This is a genomic window from Bacillus sp. Hm123 (assembly GCF_051842975.2).
Taxonomy (GTDB): domain Bacteria; phylum Bacillota; class Bacilli; order Bacillales; family Domibacillaceae; genus Bacillus_CE.
This window is the reverse complement of the sequence record NZ_CM200277.1, coordinates 2,664,218-2,682,500: the sequence shown is the minus strand read 5'-3', so window position 1 is coordinate 2,682,500 and position 18,283 is coordinate 2,664,218. Positions and strand designations below refer to the sequence as shown.

The 18,283-nt window shown below is 43.5% G+C and carries 10 protein-coding genes, 20 tRNA genes, 2 rRNA genes and 1 pseudogene (1 of these 33 only partly in view); 31 read left to right on the top strand and 2 right to left on the bottom strand.

The features are described 5' to 3' along the window. The 22 genes from ACSVDJ_RS14005 to ACSVDJ_RS13900 form a co-directional block, all read left to right on the top strand. Positions 1–1,282, top strand: a 23S ribosomal RNA gene (locus ACSVDJ_RS14005) (it extends 1,651 nt beyond the left edge of the window). 348 nt (positions 1,283–1,630) lie between these two features. Then, a 5S ribosomal RNA gene (rrf, locus tag ACSVDJ_RS14000) occupies positions 1,631–1,746 on the top strand. Positions 1,747–1,753: 7 nt separating this feature from the next. Continuing rightward, a tRNA-Val gene (locus tag ACSVDJ_RS13995) sits at positions 1,754–1,829 on the top strand. Between the two features lie 15 nt (positions 1,830–1,844). Next, positions 1,845–1,920 (top strand) — tRNA-Thr (locus tag ACSVDJ_RS13990). A gap of 19 nt (positions 1,921–1,939) precedes the next feature. Beyond that, a tRNA-Lys gene (locus ACSVDJ_RS13985) sits at positions 1,940–2,012 on the top strand. Between the two features lie 7 nt (positions 2,013–2,019). Next, positions 2,020–2,101, top strand: a tRNA-Leu gene (locus ACSVDJ_RS13980). A gap of 74 nt (positions 2,102–2,175) precedes the next feature. Continuing rightward, positions 2,176–2,250, top strand: a tRNA-Gly gene (locus tag ACSVDJ_RS13975). Between the two features lie 7 nt (positions 2,251–2,257). After that, positions 2,258–2,346, top strand: a tRNA-Leu gene (locus tag ACSVDJ_RS13970). 7 nt (positions 2,347–2,353) lie between these two features. Next, positions 2,354–2,430, top strand: a tRNA-Arg gene (locus ACSVDJ_RS13965). A gap of 20 nt (positions 2,431–2,450) precedes the next feature. Beyond that, a tRNA-Pro gene (locus tag ACSVDJ_RS13960) sits at positions 2,451–2,527 on the top strand. A 14-nt stretch (positions 2,528–2,541) separates the two neighbouring features. Next, positions 2,542–2,617 (top strand) — tRNA-Ala (locus tag ACSVDJ_RS13955). 19 nt (positions 2,618–2,636) lie between these two features. Further along, a tRNA-Met gene (locus ACSVDJ_RS13950) sits at positions 2,637–2,710 on the top strand. 7 nt (positions 2,711–2,717) lie between these two features. Continuing rightward, positions 2,718–2,794, top strand: a tRNA-Ile gene (locus ACSVDJ_RS13945). 13 nt (positions 2,795–2,807) lie between these two features. Beyond that, a tRNA-Ser gene (locus tag ACSVDJ_RS13940) sits at positions 2,808–2,900 on the top strand. A gap of 27 nt (positions 2,901–2,927) precedes the next feature. Further along, positions 2,928–3,001 (top strand) — tRNA-Met (locus ACSVDJ_RS13935). Between the two features lie 5 nt (positions 3,002–3,006). After that, positions 3,007–3,083 (top strand) — tRNA-Asp (locus ACSVDJ_RS13930). 18 nt (positions 3,084–3,101) lie between these two features. After that, positions 3,102–3,177, top strand: a tRNA-Phe gene (locus ACSVDJ_RS13925). 9 nt (positions 3,178–3,186) lie between these two features. Next, positions 3,187–3,260, top strand: a tRNA-Gly gene (locus ACSVDJ_RS13920). A 12-nt stretch (positions 3,261–3,272) separates the two neighbouring features. Beyond that, positions 3,273–3,346: transfer RNA gene (locus tag ACSVDJ_RS13915), tRNA-Ile, on the top strand. Between the two features lie 6 nt (positions 3,347–3,352). Beyond that, a tRNA-Asn gene (locus ACSVDJ_RS13910) sits at positions 3,353–3,427 on the top strand. Positions 3,428–3,433: 6 nt separating this feature from the next. Next, positions 3,434–3,524 (top strand) — tRNA-Ser (locus ACSVDJ_RS13905). A gap of 4 nt (positions 3,525–3,528) precedes the next feature. Continuing rightward, positions 3,529–3,600 (top strand) — tRNA-Glu (locus tag ACSVDJ_RS13900). An 85-nt stretch (positions 3,601–3,685) separates the two neighbouring features. Here ACSVDJ_RS13900 and ACSVDJ_RS13895 read toward each other — a convergent pair. Continuing rightward, positions 3,686–3,911 (bottom strand): annotated as a pseudogene (locus tag ACSVDJ_RS13895) (serine hydrolase domain-containing protein); the annotation flags it as partial. Positions 3,912–4,179: 268 nt separating this feature from the next. Between ACSVDJ_RS13895 and glgB the strand changes: the two are divergent. The 5 genes from glgB to ACSVDJ_RS13870 are packed head-to-tail and all read left to right on the top strand — an operon-like array spanning position 4,180 to position 12,109. Beyond that, the gene (gene glgB, locus ACSVDJ_RS13890; protein WP_439169769.1) at positions 4,180–6,039 is read left to right on the top strand and encodes a 1,4-alpha-glucan branching protein GlgB; all 1,860 of its coding nucleotides are present in this window, start codon (positions 4,180–4,182) and stop codon (positions 6,037–6,039) included. Positions 6,040–6,055: 16 nt separating this feature from the next. Further along, a complete protein-coding gene (locus ACSVDJ_RS13885; protein WP_439169770.1) occupies positions 6,056–7,204 on the top strand; it encodes a glucose-1-phosphate adenylyltransferase in 1,149 nt (382 codons plus the stop codon). Between the two features lie 24 nt (positions 7,205–7,228). Next, the gene (locus ACSVDJ_RS13880) at positions 7,229–8,257 is read left to right on the top strand and encodes a GlgC family sugar phosphate nucleotidyltransferase (protein WP_439169771.1); all 1,029 of its coding nucleotides are present in this window, start codon (positions 7,229–7,231) and stop codon (positions 8,255–8,257) included. Beyond that, entirely contained in the window at positions 8,254–9,702 is a 1,449-nt protein-coding gene (gene glgA / locus ACSVDJ_RS13875; protein WP_439169772.1) for a glycogen synthase GlgA, read from the top strand. The genes ACSVDJ_RS13880 and glgA overlap by 4 nt, the downstream gene beginning before the upstream one ends. Next, positions 9,692–12,109, top strand: coding sequence for a glycogen/starch/alpha-glucan phosphorylase (locus ACSVDJ_RS13870; protein ID WP_439169773.1), 2,418 nt, complete (start codon positions 9,692–9,694; stop codon positions 12,107–12,109). The genes glgA and ACSVDJ_RS13870 overlap by 11 nt, the downstream gene beginning before the upstream one ends. A 51-nt stretch (positions 12,110–12,160) precedes the next feature. On the opposite strand, the gene ACSVDJ_RS13865 is transcribed toward ACSVDJ_RS13870, so the two are convergent. Continuing rightward, positions 12,161–13,084, bottom strand: a complete 924-nt coding sequence (locus ACSVDJ_RS13865) for a 1,4-dihydroxy-2-naphthoate polyprenyltransferase (protein ID WP_439169774.1) — start codon at positions 13,082–13,084, stop codon at positions 12,161–12,163. Positions 13,085–13,380: 296 nt separating this feature from the next. Between ACSVDJ_RS13865 and ACSVDJ_RS13860 the strand changes: the two genes are divergently transcribed. The 4 genes from ACSVDJ_RS13860 to menB are packed head-to-tail and all read left to right on the top strand — an operon-like array spanning position 13,381 to position 18,177. Next, entirely contained in the window at positions 13,381–14,790 is a 1,410-nt protein-coding gene (locus ACSVDJ_RS13860) for an isochorismate synthase (RefSeq protein ID WP_439169775.1), read from the top strand. After that, on the top strand, positions 14,783–16,543 hold the full coding sequence (gene menD / locus ACSVDJ_RS13855; protein WP_439169776.1) for a 2-succinyl-5-enolpyruvyl-6-hydroxy-3-cyclohexene-1-carboxylic-acid synthase: 1,761 nt from the start codon (positions 14,783–14,785) through the stop codon (positions 16,541–16,543). Before ACSVDJ_RS13860 ends, menD begins: the two co-directional genes overlap by 8 nt. Beyond that, entirely contained in the window at positions 16,534–17,343 is an 810-nt protein-coding gene (menH, locus tag ACSVDJ_RS13850) for a 2-succinyl-6-hydroxy-2,4-cyclohexadiene-1-carboxylate synthase (RefSeq protein ID WP_439169777.1), read from the top strand. The genes menD and menH overlap by 10 nt, the downstream gene beginning before the upstream one ends. A gap of 15 nt (positions 17,344–17,358) precedes the next feature. Beyond that, positions 17,359–18,177 carry a 1,4-dihydroxy-2-naphthoyl-CoA synthase gene (menB, locus tag ACSVDJ_RS13845; protein ID WP_094836583.1) on the top strand — a complete coding sequence of 273 codons (819 nt, stop codon included), beginning with the start codon at positions 17,359–17,361 and terminating at the stop codon, positions 18,175–18,177. Positions 18,178–18,283 lie beyond the last annotated feature (106 nt).

Sequence of the window (18,283 nt, the reverse complement as noted above, 5' to 3'; positions counted from 1 at the left end):
TACCGCAAACCGACACAGGTAGGCGAGGAGAGAATCCTAAGGTGAGCGAGTGAACTCTCGTTAAGGAACTCGGCAAAATGACCCCGTAACTTCGGGAGAAGGGGTGCTCTTTGGGGTGAATAGCCCCGAGGAGCCGCAGTGAATAGGCCCAGGCGACTGTTTAGCAAAAACACAGGTCTCTGCGAAGCCGCAAGGCGAAGTATAGGGGCTGACGCCTGCCCGGTGCTGGAAGGTTAAGGGGAGCGCTTAGCGTAAGCGAAGGTGTGAACCGAAGCCCCAGTAAACGGCGGCCGTAACTATAACGGTCCTAAGGTAGCGAAATTCCTTGTCGGGTAAGTTCCGACCCGCACGAAAGGCGTAACGATCTGGGCACTGTCTCAACGAGAGACTCGGTGAAATTATAGTACCTGTGAAGATGCAGGTTACCCGCGACAGGACGGAAAGACCCCGTGGAGCTTTACTGTAGCCTGATATTGAATTTTGGCACAGCTTGTACAGGATAGGTAGGAGCCTTTGAAGCGTGAGCGCCAGCTTACGTGGAGGCGTTGGTGGGATACTACCCTGGCTGTGTTGAACTTCTAACCCGCACCCCTGATCGGGGTGGGAGACAGTGTCAGGTGGGCAGTTTGACTGGGGCGGTCGCCTCCTAAAAAGTAACGGAGGCGCCCAAAGGTTCCCTCAGAATGGTTGGAAATCATTCGCAGAGTGTAAAGGCACAAGGGAGCTTGACTGCGAGACCTACAAGTCGAGCAGGGACGAAAGTCGGGCTTAGTGATCCGGTGGTTCCGCATGGAAGGGCCATCGCTCAACGGATAAAAGCTACCCCGGGGATAACAGGCTTATCTCCCCCAAGAGTCCACATCGACGGGGAGGTTTGGCACCTCGATGTCGGCTCATCGCATCCTGGGGCTGTAGTCGGTCCCAAGGGTTGGGCTGTTCGCCCATTAAAGCGGTACGCGAGCTGGGTTCAGAACGTCGTGAGACAGTTCGGTCCCTATCCGTCGCGGGCGCAGGAAATTTGAGAGGAGCTGTCCTTAGTACGAGAGGACCGGGATGGACGCACCGCTGGTGTACCAGTTGTCTTGCCAAAGGCATCGCTGGGTAGCTATGTGCGGACGGGATAAGTGCTGAAAGCATCTAAGCATGAAGCCCCCCTCAAGATGAGATTTCCCATAGCGCAAGCTAGTAAGATCCCTGAAAGATGATCAGGTAGATAGGTTCGAGGTGGAAGCGTGGCGACATGTGGAGCTGACGAATACTAATCGATCGAGGACTTAACCAAGAAAAGCGGAAACTGCCGTTTAGACTCGGCAGGCATTAGACGGACCGCTGAAGTGGCGTTCTTTGCCACAAAAGCGTGACGGCTTATGACCGAGAGTCTGGCAGTTAGAGCTAGATCATAAAGCAGAGGCGACTGTTCAGACATGACAAGCAAATGTTCTGACGCTGGAAAGACGTTAGTCTTGTAAGCGGCAGGTTATTTGACTCGAATGTCTAGGAGCCAGAGCTAGAAATAGATACACCAATAGGCGAATTGCAAGGTTACAATACTTATTATCCAGTTTTGAAAGAACAAAAAAGTTCTTGCAAAAGATAATTATTATGCTATAATAATAAATGTCTTGAAAAGTCTGGTGGCGATAGCGAAGAGGTCACACCCGTTCCCATACCGAACACGGAAGTTAAGCTCTTCAGCGCCGATGGTAGTTGGGGGTTTCCCCCTGTGAGAGTAGGACGTTGCCAGGCAAAATTCGGAGGATTAGCTCAGCTGGGAGAGCACCTGCCTTACAAGCAGGGGGTCGGCGGTTCGATCCCGTCATCCTCCACCATCAATTCTTTGATAAGCCGGTGTAGCTCAACTGGTAGAGCAACTGACTTGTAATCAGTAGGTTGGGGGTTCAAGTCCTCTTGCCGGCACCATTTTTTAAAATATTATTTTGAGCCATTAGCTCAGTTGGTAGAGCATCTGACTTTTAATCAGAGGGTCGAAGGTTCGAGTCCTTCATGGCTCACTTTTATGCGGGTGTGGCGGAATTGGCAGACGCACCAGACTTAGGATCTGGCGCCGCGAGGCGTGGGGGTTCGACTCCCTTCACCCGCATCGTTTTAATGATATTCTGTTAGTATCTGTTACGTCCTGTGACAAACACAGAAGTCAGAACATCCTGTTCAAGTGCGGAAGTAGTTCAGTGGTAGAACACCACCTTGCCAAGGTGGGGGTCGCGGGTTCGAATCCCGTCTTCCGCTCCATAAAAGTGCCGGGGTGGCGGAACTGGCAGACGCACAGGACTTAAAATCCTGCGGTAGGTGACTACCGTACCGGTTCGATTCCGGTCCTCGGCACCACTTTTATGCGCCCGTAGCTCAATTGGATAGAGCGTTTGACTACGGATCAAAAGGTTAGGGGTTCGACTCCTCTCGGGCGCGCCATTAATACATATATTAGTTTTCGGGAAGTAGCTCAGCTTGGTAGAGCACTTGGTTTGGGACCAAGGGGTCGCAGGTTCGAATCCTGTCTTCCCGACCACTTTAAAATTATATGGGGCCTTAGCTCAGCTGGGAGAGCGCCTGCTTTGCACGCAGGAGGTCAGCGGTTCGATCCCGCTAGGCTCCACCAATTTAATTATACAATACATGGCGGTGTAGCTCAGCTGGCTAGAGCGTACGGTTCATACCCGTGAGGTCGGGGGTTCGATCCCCTCCGCCGCCACTTAAAAGGACCTTTAGCTCAGTTGGTTAGAGCAGACGGCTCATAACCGTCCGGTCGCAGGTTCGAGTCCTGCAAGGTCCACCACTTGTACAAATATGGAGGAATACCCAAGTCTGGCTGAAGGGATCGGTCTTGAAAACCGACAGGCGGGTTAAACCGCGCGGGGGTTCGAATCCCTCTTCCTCCGCCATATTTCATTAATTTTTATTTATATCGCCGCGGGGTGGAGCAGTATGGTAGCTCGTCGGGCTCATAACCCGAAGGTCGCAGGTTCAAATCCTGTCCCCGCAATAAATGGTCCGGTAGTTCAGTTGGTTAGAATGCCTGCCTGTCACGCAGGAGGTCGCGGGTTCGAGTCCCGTCCGGACCGCCATTTATACATAATAATCTTGGCTCAGTAGCTCAGTTGGTAGAGCAATGGACTGAAAATCCATGTGTCGGCGGTTCGATTCCGTCCTGAGCCACCATTTGTTAATGCGGGTGTAGTTTAATGGTAAAACCTCAGCCTTCCAAGCTGATGTCGTGGGTTCGATTCCCATCACCCGCTCCAACTCATATTTAAGGGCCTGTAGCTCAGCTGGTTAGAGCGCACGCCTGATAAGCGTGAGGTCGATGGTTCAAGTCCATTCAGGCCCATTTTATTCCGCAGTAGCTCAGTGGTAGAGCAATCGGCTGTTAACCGATCGGTCGTAAGTTCGAATCTTACCTGCGGAGCCATATTTTGGGGAAGTACTCAAGAGGCTGAAGAGGCGCCCCTGCTAAGGGTGTAGGTCGGGTAACCGGCGCGAGGGTTCAAATCCCTCCTTCTCCGCCATACTGGCCCGTTGGTCAAGCGGTTAAGACACCGCCCTTTCACGGCGGTAACACGGGTTCGAATCCCGTACGGGTCATAGTAAAAAGCTAATTCTATTGAATTAGCTTTTTTTGTGCTTAGTAACTGCTTTTTAGAAATAATATTCTATTTTGTTTTGCCTAAAGATAATCATATTTATAGGTGTTCATCATAGTTGTTTCATCAATCCACTTTTTGGGAATGTTTTTTATTGTCCCAAGTACCATGATTCAGATATAGAAAACCAAAACGTGCCATATTACGCGGAGTTAGCGTAAGTCCTCCCCCACCTGTAGAGTTACCCCTTGAGTCATGAACCTATTCTTTCACACTTTTTCCGAATAAATCTTCAAACCCAAATGATTTCATTTGTTGTAGTCAGATTTTATAATACATTCAATAGAAATAGTTGTTATCAGGTGAAATATCCTATTTTTTTGTGTCTGTGTTAAATTATTGTTAAGAATTGTCGATGAATTAACAATTATTTAAAAAGGATTTATTCAAATGATAAAGAACTTTTAATATATAGGAGAATGTATTCTCGAAAAAAGTACTCCATAATGCAACTCTTCAAAAAATAAGCCCCATACTAAGATTTCTCTATTTTATTATTTCAATTTAAAGGATGGGAATTATGACAGCAGCTTATCCAACCGATTTTGATATTCATTTATTTCATGAAGGGAACTTGTTTCAAGCCTACGACATCTTTGGTGCTCATTTGTCTAAAGTTGGCAACGACATATACACATCTTTTTGTGTATGGGCCCCTCATGCGCAGCAAGTTCGACTTGTTGGTAATTTTAACAACTGGAGTGGGGAAGGGTATTCCTTACAAAAAGTAAATAATGAAGGGATTTGGTATATACAGCTTCAAAAAAATCTAGAAGGTGAACTGTATAAGTATGAAATACTTACAGAAACAGGAGAAACCCATTTAAAAGCGGATCCCTATGCGTTTTTTGCAGAAGAAAGACCGGGAACAGCTAGCGTTGTCTATGCGCTTGAAGGATATAAATGGCAGGATCAATTGTGGCAAAAAAATAAAAAGCAGGCTTCTATTTATGAAAAACCTGTCTGCATTTATGAGTTACATTTAGGTACTTGGAAAAGGAAAGAGGATGGGACTCTTTATTCTTATCGAGAGTTGGCAGATCAAGTGATTCCTTACGTAAAAGAATTAGGCTTTACTCATATTGAAGTGATGCCAGTAACAGAGCATCCATACGATCGATCATGGGGATATCAAGGAACAGGGTACTTTGCAGCGACGAGTCGTTACGGAGAGCCTAAAGACTTTATGTACTTTGTTGATCAATGTCATATGCATGGGCTTGGCGTCATTTTAGACTGGGTACCAGGTCATTTTTGCAAGGATGCACATGGGCTTCATAGATTAGATGGAAGCTATAGTTATGAATATGAAAACAGCTGGGATCGAGAAAATTACATTTGGGGTACGGCCAATTTCGATTTAGGAAAAACGGAAGTCCAAAGCTTTCTGATCTCTAACGCCTTGTTTTGGCTAGATTATTTTCATGTGGATGGCTTTCGAGTGGATGCAGTAGCGAACATTATTTATTGGCCGAATAGAGACCAGCTAGAGGTCAATCCTTTTGGGCTTAAGTTTTTAAAGAAGCTGAATACAGCGGTGTTTCAATTTGATCCTGACGTATTAATGATTGCGGAGGATTCAACCGATTGGCCGCAGGTGACGGCACCTGTACATATAGGGGGGCTTGGGTTTAATTATAAGTGGAATATGGGGTGGATGAACGATGTGTTGCGATATATGGAAACACATTGGCATCAACGTTCGGATCATCATCATTTAATTTCCTTTTCACTGATGTATGCTTACTCAGAAAATTTCATTCTACCTTTTTCACATGATGAAGTGGTGCATGGGAAGAAATCATTATTAAATAAAATGCCGGGTGACTATTGGCAAAAGTTCGCTCAGTTGCGCTTATTAATGGGATTTCTCATCGCTCATCCAGGTAAAAAGCTCTTGTTTATGGGAAGTGAGCTAGCGCCGTTTTCTGAATGGAAAGATCTTGAGGAAGTTGATTGGCATTTGATTGAATATGAGATGCATCAGAAGTTTCAGGAATATTTTATCAACCTGATTCATTTATATAAGAGGGCTGAATCGTTATTTGAATTAGATCATGACCCTCGTGGTTTTCAATGGATTGATGTTCATAATACGCAGCAAAGTATGTACTCCTTTATTCGAAGAAGCAAGGATGGTTCTCCGGTCATTGTCATTTGTAATTTTGGAGAGCATGGCTATGAGAATTATCGAATAGGGGTTCCAGAGGTGGGCTTGTATGAAGAAATTTTAAATAGTGACAGAAAAGAATATGGAGGATCGGGGCAGATCAATCCGGCTCCTTTAAAAGCAAAGAAAGGCGAATTTCATGGGCAGCCAGCTTATGTACATATGACGATACCGCCTTTTGGTGTTGTATATATTCAGCCGAAAATATAAATCAGGAGGGAATAAAATGGCGAAAGAGAAATGTGTAGCGATGCTATTAGCGGGAGGGCAAGGCAGCAGGTTAAAGGAATTGACAGCAGGCTTAGCGAAACCTGCTGTTCCATACGGAGGAAAGTATCGGATCATTGATTTTCCGCTAAGTAATTGTGCGAATTCCGGTATTCATACAGTGGGCGTGTTGACTCAGTATCAGCCGCTCGTCCTCAATTCCTACATCGGCATTGGAAGCGCGTGGGATTTAGATAGGATAAATGGAGGTGTGACAGTTTTACCACCTTATTCAGAAACAGCAGGAGTAAAGTGGTATTCAGGAACGGCTAATGCGATCTATCAAAATTTAAACTATTTAAAAGAGTATGATCCAGAACATGTTTTGATTTTGTCAGGAGATCATATTTATAAAATGAATTATAGTAAAATGCTCAATTTCCACATCGAGAAGGAGGCAGATGTGACGATTTCTGTCATTGAAGTGCCGTGGGATGAGGCGAGTCGCTTCGGAATTATGAGTACGAATGTAGAAATGGAAATTACAGACTTTGATGAAAAGCCGGAGAAGCCGAATAGCAATTTAGCTTCAATGGGGATATATATTTTTAAATGGTCGACGTTGAAGACCTATTTAGAAATCGATGAAGCGAATCCAGAGTCAACGAATGATTTTGGAAAAGATGTGATTCCGTTAATGTTAAGAGAGAAGCTCAAGTTATTTGCTTATCCTTTTAGCGGCTACTGGAAGGACGTTGGAACGATTCAAAGCTTGTGGGAAGCGAATATGGATCTGTTAGATAGAGGCGAAGAATTAGACCTGTTAGACTATTCATGGCGCGTTTACTCTGTGAACCCGAATCAACCGCCGCAATTTATCGGTGAACAGGCGATCGTCAAAGATTCGCTTGTTAATGAAGGATGTGTCATTGAAGGGGAGGTGACACACTCTGTTCTATTCCAAGGGGTGCAAATAGAAGAACAGACGATCATTAAAGATGCAGTAATTATGCCAAATGCTCGTGTAGGAAGAAACTGTGTCATCGAACGAGCGATTGTGATTAGTGATTTAGAAATACCTGATAATGTAGAGATTTATAACCATACAGAGGAGATTCTTTTAATTACAGAAGAGTACCTTGCTCAATTAATAGGACAAAAGCAATAGTTTTGTTGAAATGGAGGAAATGGAATGAATAGATCTATGCTTGGTGTTATTGATGCAACTACACAGCCGGAATCAATGGAGGATTTACTGCTTCACCGATCGCTAGCAGCTGTTCCTTTCGCTGGTCGTTATCGGCTAATTGATTTTATTTTATCGAATATGGTGAACTCAGGTATTCAAAGTGTAGCGATCTTCCCTAAACATCAATATCGCTCATTAATGGACCATTTGGGCTCAGGGAAAGATTGGGATTTAAATAGAAAACGAGACGGATTATTTTTCTTTCCTTCTCCTAAGCTAGAGGGAGCAAAAGAGAAGAATGGATTGTTTTGCCACTTCGCTCAACATATCGATTATTTTAAACGCAGTACGCAAAAATATGCACTCATTAGTAATTGTTATACAGTATTTAATATGGATTTTTCCCCTATTTTGAAGAAATTAGAAGCGGATGGCTGCGATATTTTACAAATTCATAATCAAGGTCGACCGATTGAACTGTATGTCGTGCCTGTTCCGTTGCTGATTGAATTGATTGAGACTAGAAAAGAAACTGGGTATAGATGCATCCAAGATATTGTCAACGATGTTAATCAACCATATCACATTTGCCAATATGAGATGGATGGCTATTGCGAGCAAATTCAATCAATCCAAGATTTTTATACGATCAGTATGGAACTGTTGCAAAAAGAAAATTGGGGTCAGCTCTTTAATAAGTTTCAGCCGATTTATACGAAAGTCAAGGATGAGCCACCAACGAAGTATACGGATACTTCGTTAGTGAAAAATTCGATGATTGCTAACGGAGCTGTCATTGAAGGAGAAATCGAGCAAAGTGTGATCTCACGTGCTGTATTTGTTGGAAAAAATACAACAGTGAAAAATTGTATTATTATGCAAAAAAGTAAGATTGGCGAAAATTGTGAGTTAGCCCATGTCATTATTGACAAGGATGCGGTGATTGGTGATGGAGTGAAACTGATAGGTACACCAGAGGAGCCAATTGTGATCCGTAAAGGGTCCGTACAAGGAGTGTTGATGAATTCGTGAAACTACTATTTATTGTATCAGAATGTGTACCTTTCGTTAAATCAGGGGGGCTGGCGGATGTCGCCGGCTCTCTACCGAAAGAGTTAAAAAAGCAAGGAATCGATATTCGGGTCATGCTTCCTAAGTATGGAACGATTCCTCTCGAGTACCGAGAACAGATGAAAAAAGTGGCTGAGTATATTGTGCCTGTCGGTTGGAGAAACCAATATTGCGGTGTTGAACAACTAGAAAAAGATGGAATCATTTATTATTTCATCGATAACGAGTATTACTTTAATCGCGACAAAATGTATGGGTTTGGTGATGATGGGGAAAGGTTCTCTTATTTCACGAGAGCGGTGTTAGATAGCTTGGTGCATCTTGATTTTTATCCGGATGTCATTCACTGCCATGACTGGCATACGGCGATGATTCCTTTTATGTTGCGAGTCGAGCATCAACATCGTTCGGGCTATGAATTTATTCGAACGGTATTTACGATTCACAACTTATTGTATCAAGGGATCTTCCCGCGAAGTGTGCTGACAGATTTACTAAATTTACATAGTCAGCATTTCAATAGCCGCCAGCTAGAATTTTATGACTGCATCAACTTTATGAAAGGGGGATTAATTTCCGCCGATGTGATCACGACGGTCAGTCCTACATATAAGAATGAAATTTTAACTCCTTATTTTGGCGAACGCTTGGATGGTGTGTTACAAGAAAGGCAAGATGCCCTCGTTGGCATATTAAATGGGATTGATGATTCCATTTACCATCCAGCAACCGACCCTTTAATCGTTCCTTTTGACCGCGATCACTTGGATGGAAAAAAAGAAAACAAACAATTGCTTCAACGAATGTTTGGATTAGAGGAAAAAGCGGATACGCCAATTGTTTCGTTAGTTTCTCGTTTCACAAGACAAAAAGGGCTAGAGCTTGTGACACGAGTCTTTCATGAAATGATAGAGGAGGATGTGCAATTCATTGTTCTCGGTACAGGTGAAGATGAGTTTGAATGGTTTTTTAAAGAGATGGAGTGGCGATATCCACAAAAGGTGCGTTCCTATATCGGATTTGATGAGGAGCTAGCTCATAAAGTTTATGCGGGTTCCGATTTGTTTTTAATGCCTTCGAGGTTTGAACCTTGTGGACTTGGACAGATGATTGCGATGAAGTATGGAGTGGTGCCGCTTGTTCGTGAAACGGGAGGGCTGAATGATTCTGTTCTTTCCTATAATGAACAAACGGGTAAAGGAAATGGCTTTTCTTTTACTAATTTTAATGCCCATGACATGCTGTTTACTTTTAAGCGAGCGATTAGTATGTATCAGGAGAAAGACGTTTGGGAGAGCCTTATGAAGCAGGCGATGGCTTGCGATTATAGCTGGTCACAATCGGCGAAGCAATATAGCGAATTATATTCTGACTTATCATCTAGGAGGGAAAGTCATGTTTTCTAACAAAGAAGAATTTAAGGCCAATTTTTTGAAGCGAATTGAAAGATCGTATGGAAAGAGCTTTCAAGATTCAACATTGTCTGATCAATTTCAAACACTAGGAAACATGGTACGAGAATATATTAGCTCCAATTGGATTCAAACGAATGAACAATACGGCAAAGCGAAGCAAAAGAAAGTATATTATTTGTCGATTGAGTTTTTGCTTGGACGTCTATTAGGACAAAACCTATTAAACCTTGGCATTTATGATGTCGTGGAAGAGGGATTGAAGGATTTAGATATTTCTTTAGACGAGCTTGAGGAAATTGAATATGATGCCGCATTAGGAAATGGTGGACTTGGTCGCTTAGCTGCTTGCTTCCTTGATTCATTAGCATCACTTGATCTACCAGGACATGGCTGTGGAATTCGCTATAAGCATGGGTTATTTGAGCAAAGAATTGTCGATGGCTTTCAGTTGGAATTGCCGGAGCATTGGTTGCGCTATGGGCATGTATGGGAAGTAAGAAAAATCGATATGGCCGTGGAAATTCCATTTTGGGGGAAAGTTGAGACATACGAAAAGGATGGGGTACTCACTTTCCGTCATGTAGATGCTGAATATGTGAGTGCGGTTCCTTACGATATGCCAGTGATTGGCTATGAAACGGATACGGTTAATACGCTTAGACTTTGGAGTGCCGAGCCGTCTCGCTATATGCCGAATCAAGATATATTGAAATATAAAAAAGAAACAGAAGCGATTTCCGAGTTTTTATATCCAGACGATACGAACGATGAGGGGAAAATTTTGCGCTTAAAGCAACAATATTTTCTCGTTTCAGCGAGTATTCGTTCGATTATTCAAGATTATTTAGAGCAATATAAAGATTTGCATGATTTTCATGAGCATGTGTCGATTCATATTAATGATACGCACCCTGTGCTCGCGATTCCAGAATTCATGCGCGTGTTGCTCGATGACCATGGCATGAGCTGGGAAGAAGCGTGGCAAATTACGACGAATACGTTTTGTTATACGAATCATACGACATTATCCGAAGCGTTGGAGCAATGGCCGATTCGAATTTTCCAGCCGCTTCTGCCACGAATCTTTATGATTGTCGATGAGATTAATGAGCGTTTCTGTAAAAGCTTATGGGAGCTGTATCCGGGAGATTGGGATCGCATTGAACAGATGGCGATCATCGCTCACGGGCAAGTGAAAATGGCTCATTTAGCGATTGCGGGAAGCCATAGTGTCAATGGAGTGGCGAAAATCCATACAGAGATTTTAAAGAATCGAGAAATGAACTTATTTTATCAATTCCAACCAGAGAAATTTAATAATAAAACGAATGGAATGACTCATCGTCGTTGGCTCATAAAATCCAATCCAGAATTAACTCATCTCATTACGGAAACGATTGGCGATGAGTGGATGAAGCAGCCGGAAAAATTAGCTCTTCTTCATCCGTATGAACAGGATACCGCGTTTTTAAAGAGCTTAGCGGATGTGAAGCTGAAACGAAAAGAAATTTTGGCGAAGCGAATTTTAGAGCAAAATGGGATTAAGATCGATCCACAATCGATCTTTGACATTCAAGTGAAGAGGCTTCATGCATATAAACGACAATTATTGAACGTGTTGCATATTTTATATTTATATAACCGCATGAGAGAGGATGCTTCATTTGATATGTATCCTCGGACGTTCATATTCGGGGCGAAAGCTTCACCTGGTTATTATTATGCAAAGAAAGTCATTAAGCTCATTCATTCTGTAGCCAACATGGTGAACAATGATCCGATCGTAAAGGGCCGAATCAAAGTCGTCTTTTTGGAAAATTACCGCGTATCGTTAGCGGAGGATATTATTCCAGCAGCGGATATTAGCGAGCAAATTTCGACAGCTAGTAAGGAAGCGTCAGGGACAGGAAATATGAAATTTATGATGAACGGCGCCCTGACGATGGGGACGCTTGATGGAGCGAATATTGAAATTTTAGAGCAGGTAGGTAAAGAGAATATTTTCATTTTCGGTTTGAAAGCAGAAGAAGTGATGAAGTTTGAACGTGAAGGTGGCTATCGTTCGATGGATTATTATCATCATGATGATCACATTCGTCAAGTGATGGATCAGCTAGTGAACGGCTTCTTTGATGAAGAGGATCAGTTTGAGATGATTTATGATTCATTACTTATGGAAAATGATCAATACTTTGTATTGAAAGATTTTGCGTCGTATCGCGATAAGCAGCGAGAGGCGGGGCAATTATATGAAAAGAATCGAAATCGTTGGTTCCAAATGACGGCACGTAACATTAGTCAGTCAGGCTATTTCTCCAGCGATCGAACGATTCAAGAGTATGCATCAGATATTTGGGACATTCATAGTCGCGACAGTCAAATACTCGTTAAACGCTAAAATAAAAACGGTGAGTCTCCATGTAAAGTGGGGACTCACCGTTTTTTATCATTATAAAAGATAGCCTAAACAAATGCCGATGGATAGCAAGAAGCCAAAGATCGTGTTTGTTTGCGCAGTTGCTTTCATTGCAGGCATCATTTGAATCGGTAATGTTTTGCCGATAAAGCCTTTCGTCGCTCTTACCGCTTTCGGAATGCTTAAAAACGTGAGAAGGAGCCACGGTGATCCAACCTCAAACACGACAAGAGCCGCTACCCAAGCAAATGACACGATGAACATGCCAGCTAACACTTGAATGGCACGTTTGCGTCCGACTAAAATGGCGAGTGTTTTTCGGCCATTTTCTTTATCTCCATCTAAATCACGAATGTTGTTAGCTAACAAAATCGACCCAACTAAGATCGAGATTGGAACAGAAACAAGGATGCTAGCTGTGGAAATAAAGCCTGTTTGAATATAAAAAGATAGCAAAATAATGACAACGCCCATGAAAAAGCCGGCTGTTAGTTCGCCGAATGGTGTGTAGGCAATCGGAATGGGTCCGCCTGTATAAAAATAGCCAGCGGCCATACAAATGATCCCAATGACAGCAATCCACCATGTTGTATTGGCGCAAATATAAATTCCGAGCAACAATGCGATACCGAAAAAAGAAAACCCCATCGTAAGCACGGTACGAGGTTGTACACCATTGCGGACAATCGCGCCTCCGATCCCTACAGATTGTTCCGTGTCGAGGCCTCTGACGTAATCGAAATACTCGTTAAACATATTTGTAGCTGCCTGAATCAGTAGGCAAGCAATGAGCATCGCTAAAAATAAGTCGATTCGAAGCGACGTATCGGCGACAGCTAAAGCTGTTCCGAGAAACACAGGAACAAAAGCAGCTGTTAACGTATGCGGTCTCGTAAGTTGCCACCAAATTTTCCAGCCTTTGTCCGGCTTAATGGAAGGGGATGTGTTGACTTCCATCGTTTATTCTCTCCCTTTAGTTAATAACGAACAATTCTTCTTCTATTCGTCATTTATAAGTGTAGAAAAGGAAAGGATAAGTGTCAATCACTTTTCACATCTCTAAGCAGGTTCAAGACCTTATTTAGAGAGTTCAAAACAAACAAATAATAGGAACAATTGAAGCAAAGCATTATAATAAGGGTAGAATAAGACAAAACACAGTGGAATCGTTGACATAACGAGTTCAAGAGGTGTATCTTTAAATAAGTTTGACAACGATTCATACTGCTGTATGTGCAATGGAGGAGATTTCATTGTCTACTATAAAGAGCCATCCGATTAAAGAAGTGTTTATCCAGGAGAGGAATAATAAGTTAACTCATCTCCAGTCATTACTCTTTAGTTATGTGGAGAAAGTGGATTCGATTGATCCGTTAGCTTTTTATCAAAATGGACGAGCTACTTATACTGGGGAACGATTTTTCTGGAAAGATCGAGATGGAGAATTGACAATTGTTGGTTTAGGAAATATTCATACGATTCGCAGTGAGCAAAGAAATGAGCTGCGTTATAAAGAGGTAGAGCAGAAGTGGGATGATCTAACCGAATGTGCATCGATTCACAATCCCTTTGATGCTTACGGAACAGGTCCACTTCTATTTGGTGGTTTTTCCTTTGATCCGGAACGACCACAGGAACAGGAATGGTCTAATTTCTCTCCGGCTTTCTTTTATGTGCCAGAATTTATGCTGACGACATATCATGGGGAAAGCTACTTGACGACAAATATGATATGCACGTCTCACGATTCAGCTGAGCTAATCGATAAGATGGAGCGAAAGAAAACGCATCTATTGCATGAAGCGCTTCCTTCGCTACAAAAAACCGTTGATCTTGTGAAAATGGCTGAGCACGATCCAGAGGCGTGGAAGCAATCCATCGACGAAGTGGTACAAAGTATGACAGCCGATCCAGAGTTGAAAAAAGTCGTGCTAGCTAGAAAGCTGACGGCTCATTTTCAGTCGGAAATTACGCCTGATCTTGTATTAGAGCGCTTACTCGATCAACAGCCAGAGAGCTTTGTTTTCTCGTTAGAAGCGATGGAAAGCTGTTTCTTAGGAGCTTCTCCCGAACGATTAGTACGCAAGCGCGATCAAGTGGCGTTATCTACCTGTTTAGCAGGATCGATTAAGCGAGGGCGGGATGAAGCAGAGGATCAGCAACTTGGGTCTGAGCTTCTGAATGACAGTAAAAATCGAGTGGAGCATGATTACGTCGTGCAAATGATTCGTAAAGAAATGTCGCATTTATGTCATGAGGTCGATGTTCCGACAACACCTACTTTAATGAAGGTTCGCGATATTCAGCATTTATATACGCCGGTTATTGGTTATACGGAACAAGGGTCGATTTTGCCATTTGTGGAAAAGCTTCATCCGACACCAGCACTCGGGGGATTGCCGAATGATAAGGCGTTACGAGAGATTCGCCGATTAGAAATCATGGACCGTGGTTTTTATGGGGCTCCTGTCGGTTGGATGGATTATCGCAAAAATGGTGAATTTGCGGTGGCAATTCGCTCCGGCTTGTTAAATAAACAACAAGCGGTTCTCTATGCTGGTTGCGGAGTTGTGGCCGATTCACAAGCGGAAAGCGAATTCATTGAAACAGGTATTAAATTCCGACCGATGCTACGGGCAATAGGAGGAACGACTGATGTATGATCATCAAAGAGATTTAACGTTATATAATGCCCATTTTATCGATGGTCTAGCCAAAGCAGGAGTAGACAGCGCCGTGATCAGTCCGGGTTCGCGGTCTACTCCTATGGCTCTTTTACTGGCTGAGCATCCTGATATAAAAGTTTATTTACAAATTGATGAGCGGTCGGCTGCCTTCTTTGCATTAGGACTGGCGAAGGCTTCTAACAAACCAGTCGCTTTACTTTGTACGTCAGGTACAGCGGCAGCTAATTATTACCCAGCTATTGTAGAGGCAAAAAATGCGCGCGTGCCGTTAATTGTGTTAACGTCGGATCGACCGCATGAATTAAGAGATATTGGTGCGCCACAGGCGATTGATCAAAATCAGTTGTATGGCACCAATGTGAAATGGTTTGCTGAAATGGCCTTGCCCGATGCCGATGAGAATATGCTTCGTTACGTTCGCTCGTCTGCTGCCAAATCGGTGTATGTCGCTTCTCAAGCGCCGGCTGGACCGGTTCATTTGAATTTTCCTTTTAGGGAGCCACTTATTCCAGATTATGAAGGAGCATTCGCTAAGAAGGAGTTTGTAGAGCAAGCGCCGCTTTTATTAACAGAAGGAAAACGGACGTTGTCTCAACAAAGCATCGAGCAGCTCGCTCGCTTTTTAAGTGAGAAAGAAAAAGGGATCATTGTGTGCGGAGAGCTAGCTACTGAAGGGTTTAAACAAGCGGTGATTGAGCTTGCTGAAAAGCTAGGCTATCCCATTTTGGCCGATCCATTGTCAGGGCTTCGTAGTGGCCAGTTAGCTGAATCAGTAGTGATGGATAGCTATGACGCCTTTTTACGAAATGACTCCATGAAACAGGTGGCCGCTTTTGATGTCGTCCTTCGTTTCGGAGCGATGCCTGTATCGAAAGCGTTAACTCAATATTTGAAAATGCATGTGAATAAAGAGCATCTCGTCATTGATGGAGGTGCTGGCTGGAGAGATCCAATTACAGCCTCTTCTCATATGATCGCTGCTGATGAAACAGATTTCTGTTTGAGAGTGAGCGAGAGTGTAGAGAAGAAGCTTGATCGTGAATGGTTAACGAAATGGCAGCAAATCAATGAGCGGGCGAAAACGCAAATGAAAAAAGTAGAGCAGCATGCTGAGTTAGATGAAGGAAAGCTCTTTTATCAAGTGTTGCAAAACTTGCCTGATGGCTCCTCGCTATTTGTCGGCAACAGCATGCCAATTCGTGATTTAGATTCGTTCTTCTTTAATCAACCGAAAAGTATTCAGCTTTATGCCAATCGTGGAGCTAACGGCATTGATGGCCTCGTTTCGAGTGCGCTCGGAGTCGCAGCGGCTAATGCATCTACATATTTAATTTTAGGTGATTTATCCTTTTTCCACGATTTAAATGGTTTGTTAGCGGCGAAAATGAATCGGATGAAAATGACGGTTATTGTCATTAATAATAACGGTGGTGGCATTTTCTCTTACTTGCCACAAGCGTCCGAGCCGAAGCATTTTGAACAATTGTTTGGCACACCAGCGGATCTTGACTTTGCCCATGCGGCTAAGCTGTATGAGGGCGGTTATGCAAAGGTGACAGATAGGCAGATGCTACATGAGGCGATGAAAACTGCCGAGGAAGCAGCTGGTTTATTTATTATTGAAGCAGTGACTGATCGCCGGAAAAACGTTGCCGCTCATCGTCAGCTATGGGCGAATGTTTCCCAGGAAATAAATGAATCGCTTGCTGGTGATCAACAATGGAGCTAACGATTCATAGTTGCTGCTATCATTATGAGGTCATCGGTAGCGGCGAGCCTCTCCTGCTTTTACATGGGTTTACAGGAGATCATACGACATGGGCGGATACGGTATCTTTGTTAAAAAAAGATTATCAGTGCGTAGTCGTTGATCTGTTAGGTCATGGACAGAGCTGTTGTCCTGAAGATCCGAGCAGATATGATATTCAGCTTATCGCTCGGGACTTGAAGGAGTTAATGGAGCAGCTTTCATTTGAACGTTTTCATCTGTTAGGCTATTCGATGGGAGGCAGGCTCGCATTAACGCTGGCGGTTCTTTTTCCAGAGGCCGTTCAAAGTCTTGTGCTAGAAAGTGCATCGCCAGGGCTGAAGACAGAAGAGGAGCGAGCGGCACGCCGACTAGCGGATGAACAGCTAGCGCTGAAAATCGAAACAGAAGGAATCGAGAAGTTTGTCGATAGGTGGACGAATATTCCGCTATTTGCGACACAGAAAAATCTTTCGTTAGCAAAGCAAGAAGCCATTCGCGAGCAGCGGCTCCAAAATGATGTCGTTGGGCTTTCTCGCTCGTTGAAAGGAATGGGTACGGGTTCGCAACCGTCTTGGTGGGAGCGACTTTCTGAGCTTTCTATGCCCGTTCTCCTCGTCACTGGTACACTGGATGAGAAATTTACGAACATCGCTTTTGAGATGAATCAAAGGCTTTCGCGATCGACATGGAGAGAAGTTGTTGGAAAAGGCCATGCAATTCATGTGGAAGATTCCGAAGAATTTGGTACAATAATAAGAGAGTTTTTGATTCATACATAAAAGGAGGCAATTTTAATGGCTTTTGAATGGGTTAATGAACGTCAATATGAAGATATTTTATATGAAACGTATAATGGAATTGCAAAAATTACGATCAATCGTCCGGAAGTGCACAACGCATTCCGTCCGAAAACGGTAATGGAATTAATCGACGCGTTTGCCTATGCGCGTGACGATGAAAAAGTAGGTGTCATCGTTTTAACAGGAGCAGGCGAAAAAGCATTCTGTTCTGGTGGCGATCAAAAAGTGCGTGGACATGGCGGTTACGTTGGTGACGACCAAATCCCTCGCTTAAACGTACTAGATTTACAGCGTCTAATTCGTGTGATTCCAAAACCAGTCATTGCGATGGTTGCAGGTTATGCGATTGGTGGCGGTCACGTTCTTCATGTCGTGTGTGACTTGACGATTGCAGCAGACAACGCAGTGTTCGGACAAACGGGACCGAACGTTGGAAGCTTCGACGCAGGTTATGGCTCTGGCTACTTAGCTCGCCTTGTTGGACATAAAAAAGCGAGAGAAATTTGGTACCTATGCCGTCAATACAATGCACAAGAAGCATTGGATATGGGCTTAGTTAACACAGTTGTACCTTTAGAGCAATTAGAAGCAGAAACAGTTCAATGGGCGCAAGAAATGCTTGAGAAGAGTCCAACTGCTCTACGCTTCATCAAAGCAGCGATGAACGCAGATACAGATGGCCTTGCAGGTTTACAACAACTAGCTGGTGACGCAACACTTCTATACTACACAACAGAAGAAGCAAAAGAAGGAAGAGACGCCTTCAAAGAAAAACGCAAACCAGACTTCGGTCAGTTTCCAAGATTCCCTTAATAGAAAAGCGGAAGCGCCTTGTTCAGCCCCGACAAGCAAAAGATGAGCCGGCTGAAAGGTTGTTCTTTAACCTTTTGGACGGATTGGCTTTTGACCTCGAGGGGCT

Bases quoted from the DNA above. Each gene is read 5' to 3' on its own strand.
- ACSVDJ_RS13880 (WP_439169771.1), top strand. From the start codon at position 7,229: ATGAATAGATCTATGCTTGGTGTTATTGATGCAACTACACAGCCGGAA.
- ACSVDJ_RS13870 (WP_439169773.1), top strand. From the start codon at position 9,692: ATGTTTTCTAACAAAGAAGAATTTAAGGCCAATTTTTTGAAGCGAATT.
- menB (WP_094836583.1), top strand. From the start codon at position 17,359: ATGGCTTTTGAATGGGTTAATGAACGTCAATATGAAGATATTTTATAT.
- menH (WP_439169777.1), top strand. From the start codon at position 16,534: ATGGAGCTAACGATTCATAGTTGCTGCTATCATTATGAGGTCATCGGT.
- menD (WP_439169776.1), top strand. From the start codon at position 14,783: ATGTATGATCATCAAAGAGATTTAACGTTATATAATGCCCATTTTATC.
- ACSVDJ_RS13865 (WP_439169774.1), bottom strand. From the start codon at position 13,084: ATGGAAGTCAACACATCCCCTTCCATTAAGCCGGACAAAGGCTGGAAA.
- glgB (WP_439169769.1), top strand. From the start codon at position 4,180: ATGACAGCAGCTTATCCAACCGATTTTGATATTCATTTATTTCATGAA.
- ACSVDJ_RS13885 (WP_439169770.1), top strand. From the start codon at position 6,056: ATGGCGAAAGAGAAATGTGTAGCGATGCTATTAGCGGGAGGGCAAGGC.